The organism is Branchiibius hedensis (genome assembly GCF_900108585.1).
GTDB classification, from domain to species: domain Bacteria; phylum Actinomycetota; class Actinomycetes; order Actinomycetales; family Dermatophilaceae; genus Branchiibius; species Branchiibius hedensis.
In genome coordinates, this window is sequence record NZ_UESZ01000001.1 from 2978928 (window position 1) to 2997236 (window position 18309).

General features: G+C 65.5%; 19 protein-coding genes and 1 pseudogene. 13 read left to right on the plus strand and 7 right to left on the minus strand.

What is annotated here, in order from left to right; genetic code table 11:
• Positions 1-134 precede the first annotated feature (134 nt).
• The 3 genes and pseudogenes from DR843_RS14415 (at position 135) to DR843_RS14425 (ending at position 3536) form a co-directional block, all read left to right on the plus strand.
• Positions 135-1301 carry a hypothetical protein gene (locus tag DR843_RS14415; RefSeq protein ID WP_245934136.1) on the plus strand — a complete coding sequence of 389 codons (1167 nt, stop codon included), beginning with the start codon at positions 135-137 and terminating at the stop codon, positions 1299-1301.
• Positions 1302-1322: 21 nt separating this feature from the next.
• Positions 1323-2884, plus strand: a pseudogene (locus tag DR843_RS14420) (IS1634 family transposase).
• A gap of 235 nt (positions 2885-3119) precedes the next feature.
• Positions 3120-3536 (plus strand): hypothetical protein, encoded by a 417-nt coding sequence (locus tag DR843_RS14425; RefSeq protein ID WP_109686910.1) that lies wholly within the window; start codon positions 3120-3122, stop codon positions 3534-3536.
• A gap of 1 nt (position 3537) precedes the next feature.
• On the opposite strand, the gene DR843_RS14430 is transcribed toward DR843_RS14425, so the two are convergent.
• Complete coding sequence (locus tag DR843_RS14430; protein ID WP_109686912.1) at positions 3538-3891, minus strand: ArsR/SmtB family transcription factor; 354 nt, start codon at positions 3889-3891, stop codon at positions 3538-3540.
• Between the two features lie 79 nt (positions 3892-3970).
• Here DR843_RS14430 and arsM point away from each other — a divergent pair, with 79 nt between their 5' ends.
• Genes arsM through DR843_RS14460 form a run of 6 tightly spaced genes read left to right on the plus strand, consistent with a single transcriptional unit; the run spans position 3971 to position 9526 of the window.
• Positions 3971-4723 (plus strand): arsenite methyltransferase, encoded by a 753-nt coding sequence (gene arsM / locus DR843_RS14435; RefSeq protein ID WP_109686914.1) that lies wholly within the window; start codon positions 3971-3973, stop codon positions 4721-4723.
• Positions 4720-5829, plus strand: coding sequence for an ACR3 family arsenite efflux transporter (arsB, locus tag DR843_RS14440; RefSeq protein WP_172461500.1), 1110 nt, complete (start codon positions 4720-4722; stop codon positions 5827-5829). Before arsM ends, arsB begins: the two co-directional genes overlap by 4 nt.
• Entirely contained in the window at positions 5822-6643 is an 822-nt protein-coding gene (gene arsD, locus DR843_RS20870; protein ID WP_109686915.1) for an arsenite efflux transporter metallochaperone ArsD, read from the plus strand. The genes arsB and arsD overlap by 8 nt, the downstream gene beginning before the upstream one ends.
• 14 nt (positions 6644-6657) lie before the next feature.
• Positions 6658-8436, plus strand: a complete 1779-nt coding sequence (gene arsA / locus DR843_RS14450) for an arsenical pump-driving ATPase (RefSeq protein WP_109686917.1) — start codon at positions 6658-6660, stop codon at positions 8434-8436.
• 19 nt (positions 8437-8455) lie between these two features.
• The gene (locus tag DR843_RS14455; RefSeq protein WP_109686919.1) at positions 8456-9073 is read left to right on the plus strand and encodes an arsenate reductase ArsC; all 618 of its coding nucleotides are present in this window, start codon (positions 8456-8458) and stop codon (positions 9071-9073) included.
• A 27-nt stretch (positions 9074-9100) separates the two neighbouring features.
• Positions 9101-9526 carry an arsenate reductase ArsC gene (locus DR843_RS14460; RefSeq protein ID WP_109686921.1) on the plus strand — a complete coding sequence of 142 codons (426 nt, stop codon included), beginning with the start codon at positions 9101-9103 and terminating at the stop codon, positions 9524-9526.
• A 239-nt stretch (positions 9527-9765) separates the two neighbouring features.
• Here DR843_RS14460 and DR843_RS14465 read toward each other — a convergent pair whose 3' ends face one another.
• A complete protein-coding gene (locus tag DR843_RS14465) occupies positions 9766-10794 on the minus strand; it encodes a hypothetical protein (protein ID WP_109686923.1) in 1029 nt (342 codons plus the stop codon).
• A 244-nt stretch (positions 10795-11038) separates the two neighbouring features.
• Positions 11039-12370, minus strand: a complete 1332-nt coding sequence (locus DR843_RS14470) for an APC family permease (RefSeq protein ID WP_109686925.1) — start codon at positions 12368-12370, stop codon at positions 11039-11041.
• A gap of 94 nt (positions 12371-12464) precedes the next feature.
• On the opposite strand from DR843_RS14470, the gene DR843_RS14475 reads away from it, so the two are divergent.
• From DR843_RS14475 to DR843_RS14490, 4 genes are read left to right on the plus strand one after another with little or no spacing between them, the layout of a single operon-like run.
• A complete protein-coding gene (locus DR843_RS14475) occupies positions 12465-12914 on the plus strand; it encodes a helix-turn-helix transcriptional regulator (protein WP_109686927.1) in 450 nt (149 codons plus the stop codon).
• A 10-nt stretch (positions 12915-12924) separates the two neighbouring features.
• Positions 12925-13329, plus strand: a complete 405-nt coding sequence (locus DR843_RS14480) for a VOC family protein (RefSeq protein ID WP_109686929.1) — start codon at positions 12925-12927, stop codon at positions 13327-13329.
• A 20-nt stretch (positions 13330-13349) separates the two neighbouring features.
• Positions 13350-13775, plus strand: a complete 426-nt coding sequence (locus DR843_RS14485; RefSeq protein WP_109686931.1) for an iron chaperone — start codon at positions 13350-13352, stop codon at positions 13773-13775.
• A gap of 10 nt (positions 13776-13785) precedes the next feature.
• A complete protein-coding gene (locus DR843_RS14490) occupies positions 13786-14406 on the plus strand; it encodes a ribonuclease FAU-1 family protein (protein WP_170119880.1) in 621 nt (206 codons plus the stop codon).
• A 1-nt stretch (position 14407) separates the two neighbouring features.
• Here DR843_RS14490 and DR843_RS14495 read toward each other — a convergent pair whose 3' ends face one another.
• Genes DR843_RS14495 through DR843_RS14510 form a run of 4 tightly spaced genes read right to left on the minus strand, consistent with a single transcriptional unit; the run spans position 14408 to position 18279 of the window.
• On the minus strand, positions 14408-15601 hold the full coding sequence (locus DR843_RS14495) for a DUF2207 domain-containing protein (protein WP_109686933.1): 1194 nt from the start codon (positions 15599-15601) through the stop codon (positions 14408-14410).
• A gap of 31 nt (positions 15602-15632) precedes the next feature.
• Complete coding sequence (locus tag DR843_RS14500; RefSeq protein ID WP_109686935.1) at positions 15633-16382, minus strand: FAD:protein FMN transferase; 750 nt, start codon at positions 16380-16382, stop codon at positions 15633-15635.
• A complete protein-coding gene (locus tag DR843_RS14505) occupies positions 16379-16867 on the minus strand; it encodes an FMN-binding protein (RefSeq protein ID WP_109686937.1) in 489 nt (162 codons plus the stop codon). Before DR843_RS14505 ends, DR843_RS14500 begins: the two co-directional genes overlap by 4 nt.
• Entirely contained in the window at positions 16867-18279 is a 1413-nt protein-coding gene (locus DR843_RS14510) for a ferredoxin reductase family protein (protein WP_245934137.1), read from the minus strand. The genes DR843_RS14505 and DR843_RS14510 overlap by 1 nt, the downstream gene beginning before the upstream one ends.
• Positions 18280-18309: the final 30 nt, after the last annotated feature.

Below are 18309 nucleotides of genomic sequence, written 5' to 3' on the forward strand. Positions count from 1 at the left end.
ACAGTTCTGCGCCAGGCTGGGAGTGTGCACGCCTGCTGAAGGGTGTTCAGAAGGGACCACGGCGAAGGATCCCACGGTGTGGTTTCGACCTCCGTAACAGCGTCACCGATGAAGGGGTCGCCTCGAAGTCCGCCGTGAACACCCAGCAGTTGATCAATCGACTGATTGATGCCGACGCCCAGACTGACATTCGATGGCCGCTCTTTGACCAGGAGTTCCCATTCCCCGACGTCCTGGCACTCCTGTTCGAAGTGTTGAGTGCGTCTGACCCGCGTGACGGCGGCAGCCCCTACTCGCTGGGTGCCGATCCGCAGTGGCAGGTGAGCAGGATGTACGACGGCGTGGCGATCCTGAGCGAAACCGACCCGTTCGCAGCGAACGAACACTTGCTTCGGGCTCTCGGGCGGCATAGTCGCCAGGCTCCGTTGTACGCGAGCCGTGCGGCAGCCCACACAACACACAACCCGATCTTGACCCACATCGTGTTGAGCGCAAACGTCGCCACGTTGTCCCCAAGCAAGCAGTTGACGTACCGGACGGCCAGTCGACGACCGGGTTACCCCACAGATGCGACGCGACGCCCGAACCAGGGCCTGACCCCGAGAGAGCGGGAGTTGTCGCTGGCGTGGATACCGCAGATGCTTTGGCCTGGCACAATCTCCGAGCATCTGCGCAAGGACGACCTTGATCGAGCCACAGACGCCCTGTTGTTGGGACGACTTGGGTCTAACCGCTCCTGGCAGTATCTCGCGATCGAGAACCAACTACCGGCCTCATTTCGAACCAGACCCCCGGCACGTTTGCGATGGCTACAAAAGCGGGACCTGTGGGACACGCTGCATCAAGAACTAGAGGAAGTGGCGGTGCGGCTCGCTGCCGATCCTCCGCCCATCGACTATCACAAGCGTCGGCTACGAACCTTCGACGGTGAATGGGTTCAATCCTGCACCAGCCGCATCGTGGCGCAAGCAGGAAGCCCAGTTCCAGGGATCGATTCGCGCGAATGGGCGCGGCTGTTCTGGGCGACATACACCGGCGGCGACGTTCGCTTGGCACCTGCACCCCTTGGCATCCCCTCGGTGCCGAACGAGCACGCGGACCGTCATGTATCGCTCGTGGATCGACCAGAAGTCACCGCGTTGCTCCAAGAGATCCGGCGTTGCATCGAGGACGCTGCCGGTGAAGAAGATGGCGGCCCGCTGACGTGGGCCCCCCGACTCGTGCCACTTGAGCGGGATTTCGCGGTCGGCGAGTCATCGGTGCTGGTCAGGGCGTTGCGGTTGCAGGTTTTGACACACTAATCGGGCCGATATTCTGGGGTCGTGGTGTTCGTGCGGAAGGTCAAGACCGCCTCGGGCGCGACCGCCGTGCAGATCGCGCAGCGCGTCGATGGACGCGACAAGGTGCTGGAACACCTCGGCTCTGCGCACACCGCCCAAGAGCTAGCGGTGCTGGTGCAGGTTGCTCGGCAGCGTCTTCACCCCGGGCAGGGCGAACTGGACCTGAGCGCTGGAGCTGTCCCGGCTGGTCAGGGCGTGATTACCGGCAAGACCAGCGCCGTCCTGTGGGAGGTCCTGTCGCAGGCCTACACCGCCTTGGGGTTCGACGCGCTCGGCGATGCCGCGTTTCGGGAGTTCGTGTTGGCCCGGATCATCGAACGACCTCCAAAGCGGACACGGTGCGTGTCCTGGACGAGATCGGCGTCGAACACGCGTCGCTGCGCACGATGTTCCGCTCCCTGAAACGCTGCGCCAGCGCCGAGTACCGCGACACCCTGGCGACTGCGTGCTTCGAACACGCCACTACCGCAGGAGATCTCAGCTTGTGCCTGTACGACGTGACCACGTTGTATTTCGAAGCTGAGCAGGAAGACGACCTACGCAAGGTCGGATACTCAAAAGAACGCCGGGTCGATCCACAAATCGTGGTCGGGTTGCTGGTGGACCGCCAAGGGTTCCCGTTGGAGATCGGCTGCTATGAGGGCAACCAGGCCGAGACCGCCACGATCGTGCCGATCGTGACCCAGTTCCAAGAGCGGCACGGCCTGGCCGACATGGTGGTGGTCGCCGACGCCGGCATGTTATCGGCGGAGAACCTGGGCAAGCTCGATGAGGCGAACCTGCGGTTCATCGTCGGCTCCCGGGTCGTCAAAGCCCCCGGTGACCTGGCTAAGCACTTCCACTGGCGCGGGGATGCGTTCGCTGATGGGCAGGTCATCGACACCATCACCCCACGGCGGGTCAGCGCCGCAGCGAAGGCGGAGAACGACCCCAACAAAGCCGCCGAACCGGTGTGGGACCGGCAGGACAATCCGTTGTCGTGGCGGGCGGCGTGGGCGTACTCCCGTAAACGCGCTGTCCGGGACGCCAAGACGTTGACGATCCAGCAGCAACGCGCGCAGGCCGTGGTCGATGGGGAACGGGCACCCAAAAAGCCCCGGTTCGTCAAAACCATCGACGGCGCAACCGAATTGGATCAATCAGGTTTGGATCGGGCTCGGCGCTTGGTCGGGTTGAAGGGCTACGTCACCAACATCCCCAACGCCACGATGCCCGCAGCCGAGGTGATCGCGAAGTACCACGACCTGTGGCAGGTAGAAGCCTCGTTCCGGATGTCCAAAACCGACCTGAGAGCCCGGCCGATCTTCCATGACGACCGCGACGCCATCGAAGCCCACCTGACCATCGTGTTCGCCGCCCTCGCGATCAGCCGACACCTCCAGCAGCAGACCGGGATCAGCATCAAAAGTATCGTGCGAACCCTGCGCCCGTTGCAGCAGATCACCGTGCGAATCGCCGGTCACCAGCACGTCGCCGCCGATCCGCTCAACCCACTCGCGGCCGAGATTCTCGCTGCGACTGGCACAACCTGGCCGACACACTAAATTGGCACGAGTCGGGCCGAACGAGCACGCGGACCGTCATGTATCGCTCGTGGATCGACCAGAAGTCACCGCGTTGCTCCAAGAGATCCGGCGTTGCATCGAGGACGCTGCCGGTGAAGAAGATGGCGGCCCGCTGACGTGGGCCCCGCCTTGAAGCAACCCCGCCTGCGCTCTTCCACAGGGTCGGGCGATCCAGGAACACAGCCTGCGCGCAGAACGGTCTGACCTCGCGCTCGTGCGTCGGCAGGCCATCGATGCCGTCCTTGCATCCTGCGAAGAAGACCTGGACGAAAACGAGGTGGCTAACTGGCTTCATGAGTACCACCGTGACGTGCTGGGTGTTGAGCCCAACCGACCGGAATGGCTGCACTTCCTACGCAGCGCCCGCCGGCAGGTCCTACGTGATGACATCACCGCAGCCGACTGTCCCGCCTTCATTCGCTCGCTCATCACTCACACGTGTGAAGCGGGGAACCAGCGCGTCCACTGGTACTTCGAGCCCACCTCCACCTCAGCGCCAACCCCGGCGATGCATCGCCGGGGTTGGCGTGGGCGGTTTCCGAATGCCGAAGCGACGGCTTTGCCGTTGATCGCAGCAGCCGTGCTCAGTAACTCAGTGGACAGAACCGGCTCGGGCCGCGCCCAGACCTGACTCATGCACCGATGTGCTCGCCCGCCAACGAGGTGACGGCCCGGCTGAGACGAGCGCCCAATTCGGTAGGCCAGTAGTGAACCCAGGTGCCACGCCGTTCGCAATCCACCAGGCCAGCCTCGCGCAGCTTCTTCAGGTGGTGGGAAACCGTTGGCTGTGAGACGCCGACGTCTTGGATGTCGCACACGCATAGTGAGTCGTCCACTGCTGCGATCCGGGTGAACAGGCGTAGGCGCACCGGATCGGCCACTGCTTTGAGCAGCGCCGCAGTGTCCTCGGCGTCGGCAGCACACATCCCCGCGACGTCGCTAGGGACGCAGCAGCCTGGTTCAACAGCGGGCGCGGAGTTCGTCATGACCCCATATTGACAAATGTCGAAGCAATGCGCCAGGCTCCACTGTATCGACAGTTATCGATTCAGTGGAGGTTGTGACATGGCCGACCAGGCCGACATTCGCGAACAGGTACGGCAGCGGTACGCCGAGTCGGCCCGCTCGGTATCCGCCGGTGGGTGCTGCGGGTCCAGCGTGTACGACGGCAACGTCACCGGTGACGGCACTGTCGTGTTCGGCTCCGACCTGTACGACGCAGACCTCGCGGGCGAAGGCGGCGCGGCGGTCGACGCTTCGCTGGGCTGTGGGGTACCCACAGCTGTCGCCGACTTGCACGCGGGTGACCCTGTGCTGGATCTCGGGTCCGGTGCCGGTGGTGATGTGCTGATCTCCGCCCGCCGGGTGGGTGTTACTGGTCGAGTGATCGGCCTGGACATGACCGACGAGATGCTTGAGCTTGCGCGTCGCAACGCGACCGAGGCCGGTGTCCAGAACGTGGAGTTCATCAAGGGCTACCTCGAAGACATCCCATTGCCGGACGCCACCGTCGATGTGGTGATTTCCAACTGTGTGATCAACCTGGCCGCCGACAAGAACGTTGTACTCGCCGAAGCCGCTCGAGTCACCAAGTCGGGCGGTCGTTTCGCGGTGTCCGACGTAATCGCAGCCGACAATATGGACGAGGTCACCCGGGCTGACATGACCGCCTTCACTGGCTGCATCGCGGGCGCATTGACCGAAACCGACTACCGCCAAGCTCTAGAGAGCACCGGGTGGACTGAGGTCGAGATCCGCTACACCCACGCTGTGCACGAGTTCGCCCAAGCCGCGATCGTTCGGGCTGTGCGGGCATGACGCAGGTGCAACAGATCGACTCGTCCACCGAGCGGGCCACGGTCACCACGAAACTGTCGACGCTGGATCGGTTCCTACCGGTGTGGATCATCGCCGCGATGATCGCCGGCCTGTTGCTCGGCCGCATCGTGTCGGGCATCGGGTCGGCGATCAGTGCAGTCGAGGTCGAAGGCGTCTCCCTCCCGATCGCTCTGGGGTTGCTGGTGATGATGTACCCCGTGCTGGCGAAGGTTCGCTACGACCGGCTCGACACGGTCGCCGGCGATCGTCGCCTGTTGGGGTCGAGTCTGCTGCTGAACTGGGTGGTCGGCCCCGCGCTGATGTTCACTCTGGCGTGGATCTTCCTTCCTGACCTGCCCGAATACCGCACCGGGTTGATCATCGTGGGCCTGGCTCGGTGCATCGCGATGGTCATCATCTGGAACGACCTAGCCTGCGGCGATCGCGAAGCCGCGGCTGTGCTGGTTGCGATCAACTCGGTCTTCCAAGTGATTGCGTTCGCCGCACTCGGATGGTTCTACCTGTCGGTGCTGCCTGGATGGCTCGGCCTCGACCAAGCCAACCTGGACATCTCTGCGTGGCACATCGCTGGTTCGGTGCTGGTTTTCCTCGGTGTGCCGTTGCTGGCGGGATACCTCAGTCGCCGCATCGGTGAAAAGCGATGGGGCCGCGCAGCGTACGAGCGATCATTCCTACCGAAGATCGGCCCGTGGGCGCTGTACGGGCTGCTGTTCACAATCGTGATCCTGTTCGCTCTGCAAGGCGACAACATCACCTCCAAGCCGCTCGACGTGGCCCGGATCGCGCTGCCGCTGCTGGCGTACTTCGTATTGATGTGGGGCGGCGGTTACCTGCTGGGCCGGGGCCTGGGAATGAGCTACGAACGCACCACCACTCTCGCCTTCACCGCCGCCGGGAACAACTTCGAACTAGCCATCGCCGTCGCGATCGCAACCTTTGGTGTCACGTCCGGCCAGGCTCTCGCTGGAGTCGTCGGACCACTCATCGAGGTGCCGGTGCTCGTCGCTCTCGTCTATGTGGCCCTTGCTCTGCGCTCCCGGTTCACCCCCACCCCTGCTATCGCCCCGGAGGCCTCTCATGGCTGACCGCCATTCCGTGCTGTTCGTCTGCGTGAAGAACGGTGGCAAGTCGCAAATGGCTGCCGCCCTGATGCGCCACCGCGCTGGGGAGTCCATCGAAGTGCACTCCGCCGGCACCCACCCAGGCGACGCGGTCAATGGGTTGTCCGCTCAGGTCATTGAAGAAAGCGGCGGGTCTATGGCCGATCAGCATCCAAAGCTGATCGACGAAGGCTTGCTGCGCCGTGTGGATCGCGTCGTGGTGTTGGGCAGCGAAGCCACTGTCGACCCGATTGAGGGCATGGCCGGGTCGATCGAGGTCTGGAGCACCGATGAACCATCGGCGCGAGGCATCGACGGGATCGAGCGGATGCGTTTGATCCGTGACGACATCGCCGACCGCATTGACGCGCTTATCGCCGAACTCACTGGGCCCGCCGTACCGGTCGTGCGGGTGTACGAACCCGCTCTGTGCTGCAACACGGGGGTCTGTGGGCCCGAACTGGACGACGACCTCGTCCGATTCACCGCCGACCTGGACCACCTGCAAAACCAGGGTGCCGATCTCCAACGGCACAACCTGGCCAATGACCCGACCGCGTTCACCGCGGACCCGGCAGTCGCAGACTTCCTGCGCGTCGCAGGATCAGCCGGTCTGCCGCTGACCACGGTCGACGGCGTCACTGTTGTGACGGGCCGCTATCCCAGCCGGGCGGAATTGACCAGGTTTGCTGCCATCACCTCGTCCAGCAAACTGCCTACTGGCGTGACCGATCTCGGCCTGACCGCGTCCACACCACGTGGTGGGTGCGGCCCAGACGCCGAAGCCGGTTGCTGCTGAAAGGAACCCGCCTGATGACCTCGTTTCCATACCTGACCGAGCTGCCCAGGTTCGTGTTCTTCACCGGCAAGGGCGGTGTCGGTAAAACGTCTTTGGCCTGCGCCACCGCTGTCACCTTGGCGGACCAGGGCCGGCGGGTGTTGCTCGTGTCGACCGACCCAGCGTCCAACGTCGGTCAGGTCTTCGGCCTCACCGTCGGTGACCAGATCACAGCGGTGCCTCAGGCACCCGGCCTGGACGCGCTGGAGATCGACCCCAACGAGGCTGCTGAGGCCTACCGGGAGAAGATCATCGCCCCGGTCCGCGACGTGTTGCCTCAAACCGCCCTGGACTCGATCACCGAACAGTTGTCAGGGTCGTGCACCACCGAGATCGCCTCGTTCAACGAGTTCACCACCTACCTCGCCGATGACGAACGGATCGCCGGGTACGACCACGTCGTATTCGACACCGCACCCACCGGCCACACCATCCGGTTGCTGCAACTGCCGGGTGAGTGGACCTCATTCCTGGATGCCGGGAAGGGTGATGCGTCGTGCCTCGGACCGATGGCCGGGCTGGACCGCACCCGCGCCGTGTACGCCGACGCTGTCCGTAGGCTCGCCAACCCCGCTCAAACCCGGCTCGTGCTGGTCGCCCGTGCCCAACAGTCCACTCTGCGTGAGGCAGCCCGCACCAGCACCGAACTAGCGACGATCGGGATCACCGAGCAACACCTCGTCATCAACGCCCTCCTTCCCGCAGGCGACGTGGGTGAGGCCGACGCCTTGGCCGACGCCGTCCGCGAACGTGAGCACCGCGCAATCGCAGCGATGCCCGAGGCACTACGCCGATTGCCGCTGACCACGGTGCCACTGCGCGCACGCACTGTCGTCGGTATCGACGCGGTACGCGCGCTGCTCCGCACGGATGCTGCCGAGGTCGTGGATGGCATCGAAGACGAGCAGCCGGTCGATCTGGGCTCGCTCGCCACTCTGATCGACGAAATCGCCACGACCGACCACGGCCTGATCATGTGCATGGGCAAAGGCGGCGTCGGGAAGACCACCGTCGCTGCGGCCATCGCAATCGCTCTTACTGATCGCGGGCACACCGTCCACCTCACCACCACCGACCCCGCGGCGCACCTTGACGAAGTGCTTGATCACGAGGTCGTCGGCAACCTCACGGTGTCCCGCATTGACCCACACGTCGCGACCCAGGAGTACCGGGACAAGGTGTTGGCCAGCAAAGGCAACCAGCTCGACGAGGCCGGTCGAGCACGCCTGGTCGAAGACCTGCTGTCACCCTGCACCGAAGAAGTCGCAGTCTTCGGGCAGTTCTCTCACCTGGTCAACCGGGCCCGCCGCCAGTTCGTCGTCATGGATACGGCCCCAACCGGTCACACGTTGCTGCTCATGGACGCTACCGGGTCTTACCACCGCGACATTGCACGCAGCATGGGCGAAACCGGTACCTACACGACACCGCTGATGCGGCTCCGCGACCCTGACCTGACCAAGGTCATCATCGTGACGCTGCCGGACACCACCCCCGTCCTCGAAGCTACCGAGCTGCAAGACGACCTCCAACGAGCCGGAATCCATCCGTGGGCGTGGGTCGTCAACGCGTCCCTCGCCGCGGCCAGACCGACATCCCCGCTGCTGCGGGCACGCGCTGCCGCCGAACACCAACAACTTGAACGCATCACCGAACTCGCCCGACGCACAGCAATCATCCCGATGCTCGCCGAGGAACCGTACGGCCCCGACGCTCTGCGACACCTCACCACCTCGACCCGTCAACCTGTTTGACCTCAAAACGGGAGCCCTCATGCATCTACCTGACCGCGAAACCGTCGTTCCACAACTCATTGACGACATGAACTACTCCTATGCCGGCGTCTTCGACGAGGACACCATCGACGACGCCGTCAACAAGGCGTGGGACCTACTCGCCCCTCGCTCCACCGTCCATACTTTCCTGCCCGTGCTTGTCGCCCGGCAGGCCCGTGAGCAACTGATGGCCACCGCCCAAGCCGAAGGCCGCGTCGCCAAGAAGGTGCCCGAAGTTCTGTTCGTGTGTGTTCACAACGCCGGACGCTCGCAGATGGCTGCCGCGCTGGCCGAGCACCTGTCAGCACGGAAAGTGCACGTCCGCTCTGCCGGGTCAGCACCTTCTGGGGAGATCAATCCCGTCGTCGTTGAGGCCCTGCGTGAGCGAGGGATCGCGCTCGGGACCGCCTATCCCAAACCACTGACCGACAGCGTCATGCAGGCCGCTGACGTCATCATCACCATGGGCTGTGGCGACACCTGCCCCGTCTTCCCCGGCAAACGGTACGAAGATTGGGACGTCGCTGACCCAGCCGACCAGCCCATCGAGGTTGTCCGTGAAATCCGTGACGACATCCAAGCCCGCGTCACCACCCTGCTGCGTCAGATCCTCTGACCTACGCAATGACCGAGGAGTCCGCGAATGACCGAAGCCACCGAGCGCCCGTCCGTGCTTTTCGTCTGCGTGCACAACGCCGGACGATCCCAAATGGGAGCCGCCTACACCCACCACCTGTCCGGTGGCGCAGTCGAAGTCCGCTCCGCCGGATCAGCCCCCGCTGACTCGATCAACCCAGCAGTTCGCGAGGCGATGCTCGAAGACGACATCGATATCTCGGCCGAGAGCCCGAAGATCCTCACCCCCGAAGCCGTGCAAGCATCCGACGTGGTGATCACGATGGGCTGCGGCGACACCTGCCCGATCTTCCCCGGGAAGCAATACCTGGACTGGACACTCGATGACCCAGCCGGGCAAGGCGTCGCAGCCGTCCGGCCCATCCGCGACGACATCAAACGAAGAGTGCGAGCCCTCCTCAGGGAACTCGGAGTCGACGAAGTTTCCGCCTGATGCAGACGCGCTCCACAGAGCCTGCCGCTGCGACCTCGACAGAAAGCTCTGCTGCGGATGATGACATTTTGCTGAGACGGAACGGTGACACCCGAGATGTCGGTGCGCTGGTCAGAGCCTCGCGAAACTGTCAGGAATCGCGAGAACCTACAGCTGCTGACAAGTGGCACGGGGTTCGCACTCGGCGAGTGACACGGGATTGCTGTCTCCAAGGGCGGTTGGCAGGAGATCGCGCAGATTCACGCGGTATCGCGCAATCGCGTGCCAGTCGCAGCTTGAATGGACAATCCCGTGTCAGAACTCGGCGCGGACGTGCGTGATCCAGACACCCGAGAGCCAGACTTTCGCGGCACTTCCGTGAGCCTGGCCCACCTCTCGTGGTCGAACAGTGGAGCCGGTCCGCGGTAACCCTGCAGCTTCAACATGGTCCACACCCGGTTGACCAGCGCGGGCGGATCATCGTGGTCCCGCGATGTGAGGACAACGCTGCGCCACCCCAATCTGTCCAACTTTTCGCGACGCTCGATGTCCTCCTGCCGCTGGCTTGCAGACCGCTCGTGATGCCAACCGTCGTACTCCACGAGCACCTTCCACTGCGGATAGGGCAGGTCGCCGCGCGCCACGAAATTACCCTGCGCGTCAACGATGTTCGGGTTTACCTGGGGGTTAGGCAGCCCGGCCAAGCGCAGGATCGTACGGACGCTGGTTTCGCGAAACGACTCCGAGCCCACCCGCATCCAGCACTCTGCTTGACGCACCCGGGCCGCGCCCGCAACCTTGCTGGAAGCTCGCAACTCAGGACGCGTAATCAGCTTCTTGGTGAGCAGCCAATCGCCGATGCGGATGATGTCCAACAGGCAAAGACTCGGCGCGGCGCCCTGCAGGCAGCGCGACGGATCCACGACCCGGAAACCCCGCACTCGACGTACCGGCCCCAGGTCAACTACGCGGTGCAACGAGAGCGGCATGGCGGTGCGCACGGTGGTCGCGGTCGACCAATGGCGAGGCCCGACTGCGGACAACGGCACGCCATAGGCGAGCAGTCCTGTCGTGTGACTGAGCGCAGCATCCTGGGGGAGGATGAGCCGGTCGGCTTCGAGCCAGAACCTCAGGTCGCGCGGCACGCGGGCTCGAGACCATACACCTCGGCCGGGGAAGACCGCTTCGAACTTCGCGCTGCGCAGCATTGCGTAGGTGATGCCGGCTGTGAGCGCCTGCTGTGTCGTGAACGGACCCTCGAACAGATCGGCAGAGATGAGCTCAGACATGCCACCACGGTGTCGCCTCCGGACGCCCGTCGCCACACCGCTTGCCGACGCGGTGGATAACGCGACGGACGTCAGACGCTGGTGTGGATAACAGCGCTACCGCAGTTGGCACGGGTTTGCGAGTCGTTCGGCCGGACGGCACGCGATTGCTGGGTTGAGGGGCGATCTCGCGCAATCCCGTGCCAATCGTGGCCGGGTCGCGCAATCCCGTGCCAATCGTGGCCGGGTCGTCGGGCAGTTCTGGCTAGAAGCGCGGCGGGTGCAGCGTCAGGTGGCGGCCGGTGATGCGCCGGTAGACGTATTCGGCCACGAAACTGAACACCAGCACGACCAGCAAGGTGATCCAGGTGCTCGCGGGGCCGGTATGGATGGCGTAGCCCAGCAGCAAACAGAACAACGCCAGGTTCAAGATCACCGCGAGCCACAGCAGCCACCGTTTGGCACCGGTCTGATCGGCCAGCCGCAGATGGCCAAGGCTCACGGTGCCGTAGACGATCAGGAACGCCAGGCTGGCCATCTGACCGACCGCGGACAACGGGAAGAAGACCACGAAGGCGCAGGTCAGGCCGCCGGCGATCAACAGACCCCAGGTGCCGCTGTGCCACACCCCTCGGGCGAAGTCCTCGGGCATCTCGCCCTCTTTCGCCACGGTGAACGCCAGGTTGGCGTCGCCGAAGAGGGTGGCGTTGACACCGGAGGCAGTCGCCAGCAACGCGGCGGCTCCGATGACGACGAAGCCGACGTGGCCAAGGGCCGCCCGGCCGGCCTCGGCGAAGACGTGTCCCTGGTTCTCCACGATCCCGGACAACGGCAGCAACATCACGATCAGTGCGCTGACCAGGACGTAGACCACGATGACAATGGCCAGCGCCTGGTACATCGCCCGCGGCAGTTCCTTGGCCGGGTTCTTCATGTCACCGGCGGAGTTGGTGACGACTCCGAAGCCTTCGTAGGTGACATACAGCAGACCGGCCGCGAACAGGATCCCGATCACGCCGTCGCCGCCGACTTGGTGGAAGCGGTCCGGGTCCGCCTTGAAGAAGGACGCCACCACGAAGATCGCGATGATCGCCAACTCGATGCCGATGACGAACAACTCGGAGCGGCCGACGAGTTTGGAACCGATCATGTTGACCCCGACCAGCACGACCACCAGCGCCACACCGATGACCTTGCCCGACCAATCTGGGGTGTCGAACGGCAGCAGATCCCGGGCGTATCCGGCGAAACCGGCGGCGTACAGCGCCATGGCGATGATCCAGCCCAGGAACTGGAAGATGTTCAACCCGCCGGCGATCAGTCCGTCGCCGAAGCATCGGATGAGGAACGCCGCCGCACCGCCGCGGCTGGGGAACTTCGCACCGAGCTTGGCGTAGGAGTAGACGCTGAACAGGGACACGAACCCACCGACCAGGAAGGCCACCGGGATCCAGACCCCTGCTGTGGTCGCTGCCAGACCGACCAGGGTGTAGAGGCCGGCGCCCATCATGCCGCCGACCCCGATGGCCGTGGCCGACGCGACGGTGATCGCGCCCTTCTTCGGGGCATCCGCACCAGCCGGCGTCGCAGTCGTCATTCCGAGATTCTGCCGACAGCACCGCCTACCCGCAATCACAGCGCAACATTCCGCGTGGCGGCCCTGACCGGCGTCGATCGGCCAGAATGGCCCGATGGGAGTGGACCTCGACGAACTCAAGCGGCTCCGGCGCGCCCGGGACCGGATGGATCGCGAGTTTCGCCAGCCACTCGACGTACCTCAATTGGCCCGGACGGCCCTGATGTCGCCTGCCCACTTCAGCCGACGGTTCAAAGAGGCGTACGCCGAGACTTCCTATTCGTATCTGATGACCCGCCGCATCGAACGGGCCAAAGCCCTGCTGCGACAGGGAAATCTGAGCGTCACCGACGTCTGCTTCATGGTGGGGTGCACCAGTCTCGGATCGTTCTCGGCGAAATTCGCCCAGATCGTCGGGCAGACCCCGTCCGGTTACCGCGAAAGCGATCACGACGGGTTGCGTGCGGTGCCGCCGTGCGAAGCGCGGATCCTGACCCGGCCCCGCAAGACGCCCCGCTCGCGATCGAGCAGTTTCGAAGAAGCGCCGCAGCCGGCGACGCTCTAGCGTTGCGGCCATGAGCACTTCCTTGGCCCTGGTCCACATCTACGTCGACGACACCGCCGCCGCGACCACGTTCTACCGGGATGCGCTCGGGCTGGACGTACAGAACGAGGTCGAGAACGGCGGCTTCCACTGGATCACCCTCGCCTCCCCCGACGACCCGACGCTGCAGATCGTCCTGTCCGAACCGCAGGCCGGTCGCTCGAAGGAGGACGGCGAGGCCCTGGCCACCCTGTTGGCCAAGGGTGAGTTGAGCCCTGTGCAGTTCCGCACCGACGATCTGGCCGAACTCTTCGACCGCCTCGCGGCCGCACCCGGTGCAGAGGTCGTCCAGGAGCCGACCGACCAATTCTGGGGCGTGCGAGATGCAGCAGTCCGCGACCCGGCCGGCAACCTGCTGCGCATCCAACAAGCCTGACCACGAAGGGAACTGAGACGATGAGCGAGGGATTCAGCGCGCAAGAGCGCGCGGCGATGAAGGAACGCGCGGCCGAACTGCGCGCCGAGGGCAAGAAGGGCGCCAAGAAGGCCGACGGCCTGCAGCAGGTGCTCGACAAGATCGCCGAGCTCCAGCCAGCCGACCGCGAGTTGGCCGAACGCTTGCACGTGCTGGTGACTTCGGTGGCGCCCGATCTGGATTGCAAGACGTGGTACGGCATGCCCGCCTACACCAACGCCGAGGGAAAGATCGTGCTCTTCTTCAAAGATGCGGCGAAGTTCAAGACGCGTTACGCCACCGTGGGATTCGAGGATGCTGCGAAGCTCGACGACGGTGACTTGTGGCCCACCACGTATGCGCTGCTGGAGTGGACACCGACGGTGGAGAAGGCCCTCACTGCACTGGTCACGAAGGCCGTCTCGTAACGTCGCAGGCGTGCAGCGATACACAGGGACCCGGTGGCAGTTCGGCGACGTCATCCTGACCCGGGAGATCCATCACGGCGTCGTGTGGCTGGTGACCAGCGAGTACGTCGTGCAGGACACCGGCGACCGCCTGGTCACCTACATCCCACCCGGAGCCCAGATGGGCTTCCCTGAGCCACACCCGTTGGGCGAACACCCCTGGAAGGCAAGGGGTCACGACCGCTGGACCGGTCACGGTGCGCTGACGATCGTGAAGACCGGCGAGCCCTGGCAGACCACGGTCTTCTGGAATGGGCCGGACCGGGAGTTCGAGTGCTGGTACATCGACGTGATCCGACCGATCGAACGGTTCGAGGGCGGCATCGACGGCTCCGACCAAGAACTCGACCTGGTGATCAGCCCGGATGGGACCGTGGCGGAGAAGGACGTCGAACTCTTCGAGCAGGAAGTGCTCGACGGCCGCTTCACCGAGGCCGAGGCCGTGCAGATCCGCGCCAACTTCGCGCGCGTCAAGGCACTCGTCGAGAAGGACGGGGTCCCGGTCGAATCCGATTGGCCGACCTGGGAGCCGCCCGCCGACTGGGGACCGCTGGATCTACCGGCGGACTGGCAGCAGCGTCTCGTGGTCTGAATCAGAAGCTGAGGTCGCAGCCGTCGCACCCATCGAGACAACCGTCGCCCGGGACCAGGTCACCGATGCCGTCGCCGAGGCTGGACAGCGCGTCACCCAAACCGTCGAAGCCATCGAGCAACCCGGACAGGGCATCACCCGGGTCGACATCGGCCAACGCCGAGAAGTCGACGGAGCCCACCAGATCGACCAATCCGTCCATCAGATAGAAGATTCCGGGGTCGGCGGCCGCATCCAGCGCCATCCCGAGCGCCGCCTCGGAGCCCTCCGCGATCCGTGCCGAGCGCAACGCATCGCCCAGCACCTGCGCCACGTGCGGCGCCACACCGAAGGCGACGGCATACGGCAGCATCGAGCGGATCTCGCCGGCCAGTTCCTCGTGTTTGAGTTGGCCGGCCTCAGCGGTCTTGAGGTACTCCTCGTAGCCCAGCGCCTGGATGCGGGCCGCTGATCCCAGGGCGGTCCGCGGCGTCCGGCCACGGCCTCGCCAGATGAGCAGGACGCCACCCACGCCGAAGCCGATCCCCAATGGCAGCCACTGCCAATGGTTTTCGGCGACAGCCGACACCAGGCCGGCACCGCACCCGATCAGAATGAGCAGCACACCGAGGAAGCTGAGCAGGCCGTTGCGTGCGCGCGGATGCTTGCGATACCAGCCGCGATCGACCACCGCCCGGTAGACGGCGATCTCCGCTTTGCGCCAGCGCTGGGCGACGTCGGCCTGCCGCAGCGACCCGAGGAGCACACTGCTGCGACCTGCCAGCAGCGCGTCCAACAGCACCCGCTCATGCTCGGCCATCGTGTCCTGCCCGACCCCGGTGCGGGTGATCCGCCAGTCGTCCTTGCCCTTGAGGTTGGTCTCCTTCTCCAGCGTGACGATGCCGCGCAACGCCAGATCGACCAGCGTCGCGGTCAGGTCCCGGCCGTGCACGATCCCGTCGATGACCGTCCCGGACAGTGCCGGGGTGGAGTTGTCGGGGGCGTTGAAGCGGACGGCGACGGGCCCGGCGTACTCAACCCCTCGACGTACCCGCTCGGTGCGATCCGAGGCCCCGATGCCAGGGGTGAGCCCGGGCGTGACGTCGGTGAAGATCTCGTCCTTGCGCCGCCAGCGGAAGATCCCGACCGTGACCATCGCGGCCAGGAGAGGCACAACGCCCACGAGGATGTCGGCAACGGAAAGACCGGCTGGCATGGCCCTACCTTAATGAAACCTGGGAGCCCGCTCAGGGCAGTTCCAGGCTCCGGTACGCCGACCATCGCCGCCCGCCGTCCCGCACCGCCCGCTGGAGTGCAGTGGGGTCGATGAAACACGCAGTCGCCCAGATGTCGGCCCACATCAACGACGGCCCACTCACCGTGGCACTGCCGGGGCGGTCCACGAACGAACCGGTGCGCGGATCGACGATGTGCCGACCTCGCGCACTGTTGCCGGAAGTCGCCACCGCAGCGGTCTCCACCTCGACGACGCCCGCGACGCTGCCGACGTCATGCGGATCCTGCAGGCCGACCCGCCACGGGGCGCGCAGGTGCTCGCTGCGCGCACCCAACCCGCACACGACATCGCCACCACCGTTGCAGCAGAAGCTGACCGAGGGAACCTCCCGCAACGCATCGACCGCCCGCTCGAGAGCCCATCCCTTCACCAATCCGGTGGGATCCCAGCCGCGGCTGCCGTCCGGGCCGGTGAGTTCCGTCGCGAAGAGACCACCGGTCGCTGCGACCGCCTCGTCGGTGAGGTCGTGGGCTCGCACCAGCCAGGGGTGCGCTTCGCGCAGATCCAGTTCACCGCGGCGTACCCGGATCAGGTCGCTGTCGGCCCGGTAGGTGCTGAACACCTGATCAAAGCGCCGCAGCGTGGCGAACATCGTGCCGACGGCCTCCTCGAGATCCGGCCGGGGCCCTTGCTCGGTCCGCACGTGCAGGGAGATGGGCAAGCCCATGATCTGCTCGACCCAGACCCGCGGTGGGTTCACCCCAGACCGGCCTTGTCGATCGCCGACTGAAGGCTGCTGAGGTAACCGTCCGAGGTGACGGTCGCACCGGAGACCGTGTCGATCTGCGCGCTCTGCGCCGAGATCGTCTCCTGCTTCAGGATCGGCAGCGCCTGGGCGTTGATCTCCTCATCGCGACCGTTGCCGTTGGGGTACTGCACAACGTCGACCGCGGTGATCTTGCCGCTGGCCACGGTGATCGCGACTTGCACCGGCCCCCAACGGGTTTGGGCAACGTCACCGGTGTAGGTACCCGACGAAGACGCCGACGTCGCCGTCTCGGACGAGGTGGCACCGCCGGACGGCGAGGTGCCGCTCGCGCTGGTACCAGGACTCGAGGGTGCGGCCGCCTGGGTCACCGACGTCTGCGGGGCGACGGCTTGGGCGCCCACGGTCGATGTGCGGTAGCTGAACAGCAACACCAGGATGGTCACAGTGCCCATCAGCCAGAAGGTGATTCGGCGCATCAGATCTCGAACCTTTCGCAGTGCACCTGCGCTGCAGGCACACCGGCCCGGCGCAGAGCGCGCAACACCGCATCGGTCCACGCACCCGGCCCGCAGACGAAGACGTCGCGCTCGGCAATGTCCGGGCACAGCGCCCGCAGCGCGTCGACGTCGGACCAGGCTGCGTGCGAGGCGGGTTGCCAACTGTCGCGACCCGGAATCCGGTGGCCCAGGAGCAAGTAGTGCTGGGCTCCGCGAGACCGGGCTAGTTGGTTGATCTCGCTCGCCAGCACCGCTTCGGGCTCCGAGCGGGCGCGCTGCACGATCGTGACGGCACCCCCGTCGTGGGGTAGCGCCTCCAGCAGCGCCCGCAACGGAGTGATCCCGACGCCGGCGCCGATGAGCAGGGTGTCGCGACGAGTCCGGGCACCGGGGTGCATCCGGCCGTACGGACCCTCGATCAGCACCTTCGTGCCGGGTCGCAGCGTCGCCAATCGCGCGGTGCCGTCCCCCACCACCGCGGCAGTGAACCGCATTGAATCAGGTCGGGGTGCGGCCGACAGAGAGAACGGGTTGGCGCGGGTCCAACCCGGACCATCCAGGAACCGCCACTGGAAGAACTGACCTCCCCGGGCCCGCAGTTGCCGCACACCACGACCACCAACGACCACGCTGACGATGCCGGGCCCGTCGGGGTAGACCGCGAGCACGCGAAGCGAGGCCCGGCACGACCGCCACAGCGGCACCACCACCCGGAAGACCAGGAACAGCGCGGCAGTGAGTGCCCACAACCCCCACCAGAACACCGTCGCGACCGGCGAGGTCAGGAAGTCCTGCCCGCTCCATAGCTGGTGCGGCAACACCAGACCGGCACCGAGATAGCCGTAGAGGTGGATCAGATGCCACGACTCGTACCGCAGCCGTCGCCGGGCAGCGCGGATCGAGGTGAAGACGACCAGGCACAGCGCGACAGTGCCTGCGACGGCGAGCAGCATGCCCGGGTAGTTGAGGGTGAGATCCACGGCAGTCGACCACACCTGCGCGGGCTGCGCCGCGGCGTACCCGATGGTGATCAAGACGATGTGCACGAGCATCCCGGTGAAACTGGTCAACCCCACCAGGCGGTGACCACGGGCGAGTTCGTCCTGACCCCAGGCCTGTTCGAGCCAGGGCACGCGGCTCATCATCACCAGTTGGATCAGCAGAGCCGCTGAGGCGAGCAGCCCGGTCAGTCGGCCGAGGCTGGTGAAGAAGCCGGTCGCCGACGACCCCGCCTCCTGGATGCCGCCACCGCTGACCCACAACGCGGTGACGCCGAGCATGACCAGCCACGCGAGCGCGAGGCTGACCTGCGCAGCCACCCGCCCCGACCCGACCGCGGGATGCTGGACGGCGTGGCGCACCCGCTGATCGGGCATCACGTCACTGCTCACAACGCACAGCCTGACCAGCTCCGCAGGGGC

What these genes read in the sequence shown, in the direction of transcription:
- DR843_RS14465 (WP_109686923.1), bottom strand. Translation starts at nt 10,794, where the DNA reads ATGTCTGAGCTCATCTCTGCCGATCTGTTCGAGGGTCCGTTCACGACA.
- DR843_RS14430 (WP_109686912.1), bottom strand. Translation starts at nt 3,891, where the DNA reads ATGACGAACTCCGCGCCCGCTGTTGAACCAGGCTGCTGCGTCCCTAGC.
- arsB (WP_172461500.1), top strand. Translation starts at nt 4,720, where the DNA reads ATGACGCAGGTGCAACAGATCGACTCGTCCACCGAGCGGGCCACGGTC.
- DR843_RS14460 (WP_109686921.1), top strand. Translation starts at nt 9,101, where the DNA reads ATGACCGAAGCCACCGAGCGCCCGTCCGTGCTTTTCGTCTGCGTGCAC.
- DR843_RS14495 (WP_109686933.1), bottom strand. Translation starts at nt 15,601, where the DNA reads ATGCCAGCCGGTCTTTCCGTTGCCGACATCCTCGTGGGCGTTGTGCCT.
- DR843_RS14505 (WP_109686937.1), bottom strand. Translation starts at nt 16,867, where the DNA reads ATGCGCCGAATCACCTTCTGGCTGATGGGCACTGTGACCATCCTGGTG.
- DR843_RS14470 (WP_109686925.1), bottom strand. Translation starts at nt 12,370, where the DNA reads ATGACGACTGCGACGCCGGCTGGTGCGGATGCCCCGAAGAAGGGCGCG.
- DR843_RS14485 (WP_109686931.1), top strand. Translation starts at nt 13,350, where the DNA reads ATGAGCGAGGGATTCAGCGCGCAAGAGCGCGCGGCGATGAAGGAACGC.
- DR843_RS14455 (WP_109686919.1), top strand. Translation starts at nt 8,456, where the DNA reads ATGCATCTACCTGACCGCGAAACCGTCGTTCCACAACTCATTGACGAC.
- DR843_RS14475 (WP_109686927.1), top strand. Translation starts at nt 12,465, where the DNA reads ATGGGAGTGGACCTCGACGAACTCAAGCGGCTCCGGCGCGCCCGGGAC.
- arsD (WP_109686915.1), top strand. Translation starts at nt 5,822, where the DNA reads ATGGCTGACCGCCATTCCGTGCTGTTCGTCTGCGTGAAGAACGGTGGC.
- arsA (WP_109686917.1), top strand. Translation starts at nt 6,658, where the DNA reads ATGACCTCGTTTCCATACCTGACCGAGCTGCCCAGGTTCGTGTTCTTC.
- arsM (WP_109686914.1), top strand. Translation starts at nt 3,971, where the DNA reads ATGGCCGACCAGGCCGACATTCGCGAACAGGTACGGCAGCGGTACGCC.
- DR843_RS14480 (WP_109686929.1), top strand. Translation starts at nt 12,925, where the DNA reads ATGAGCACTTCCTTGGCCCTGGTCCACATCTACGTCGACGACACCGCC.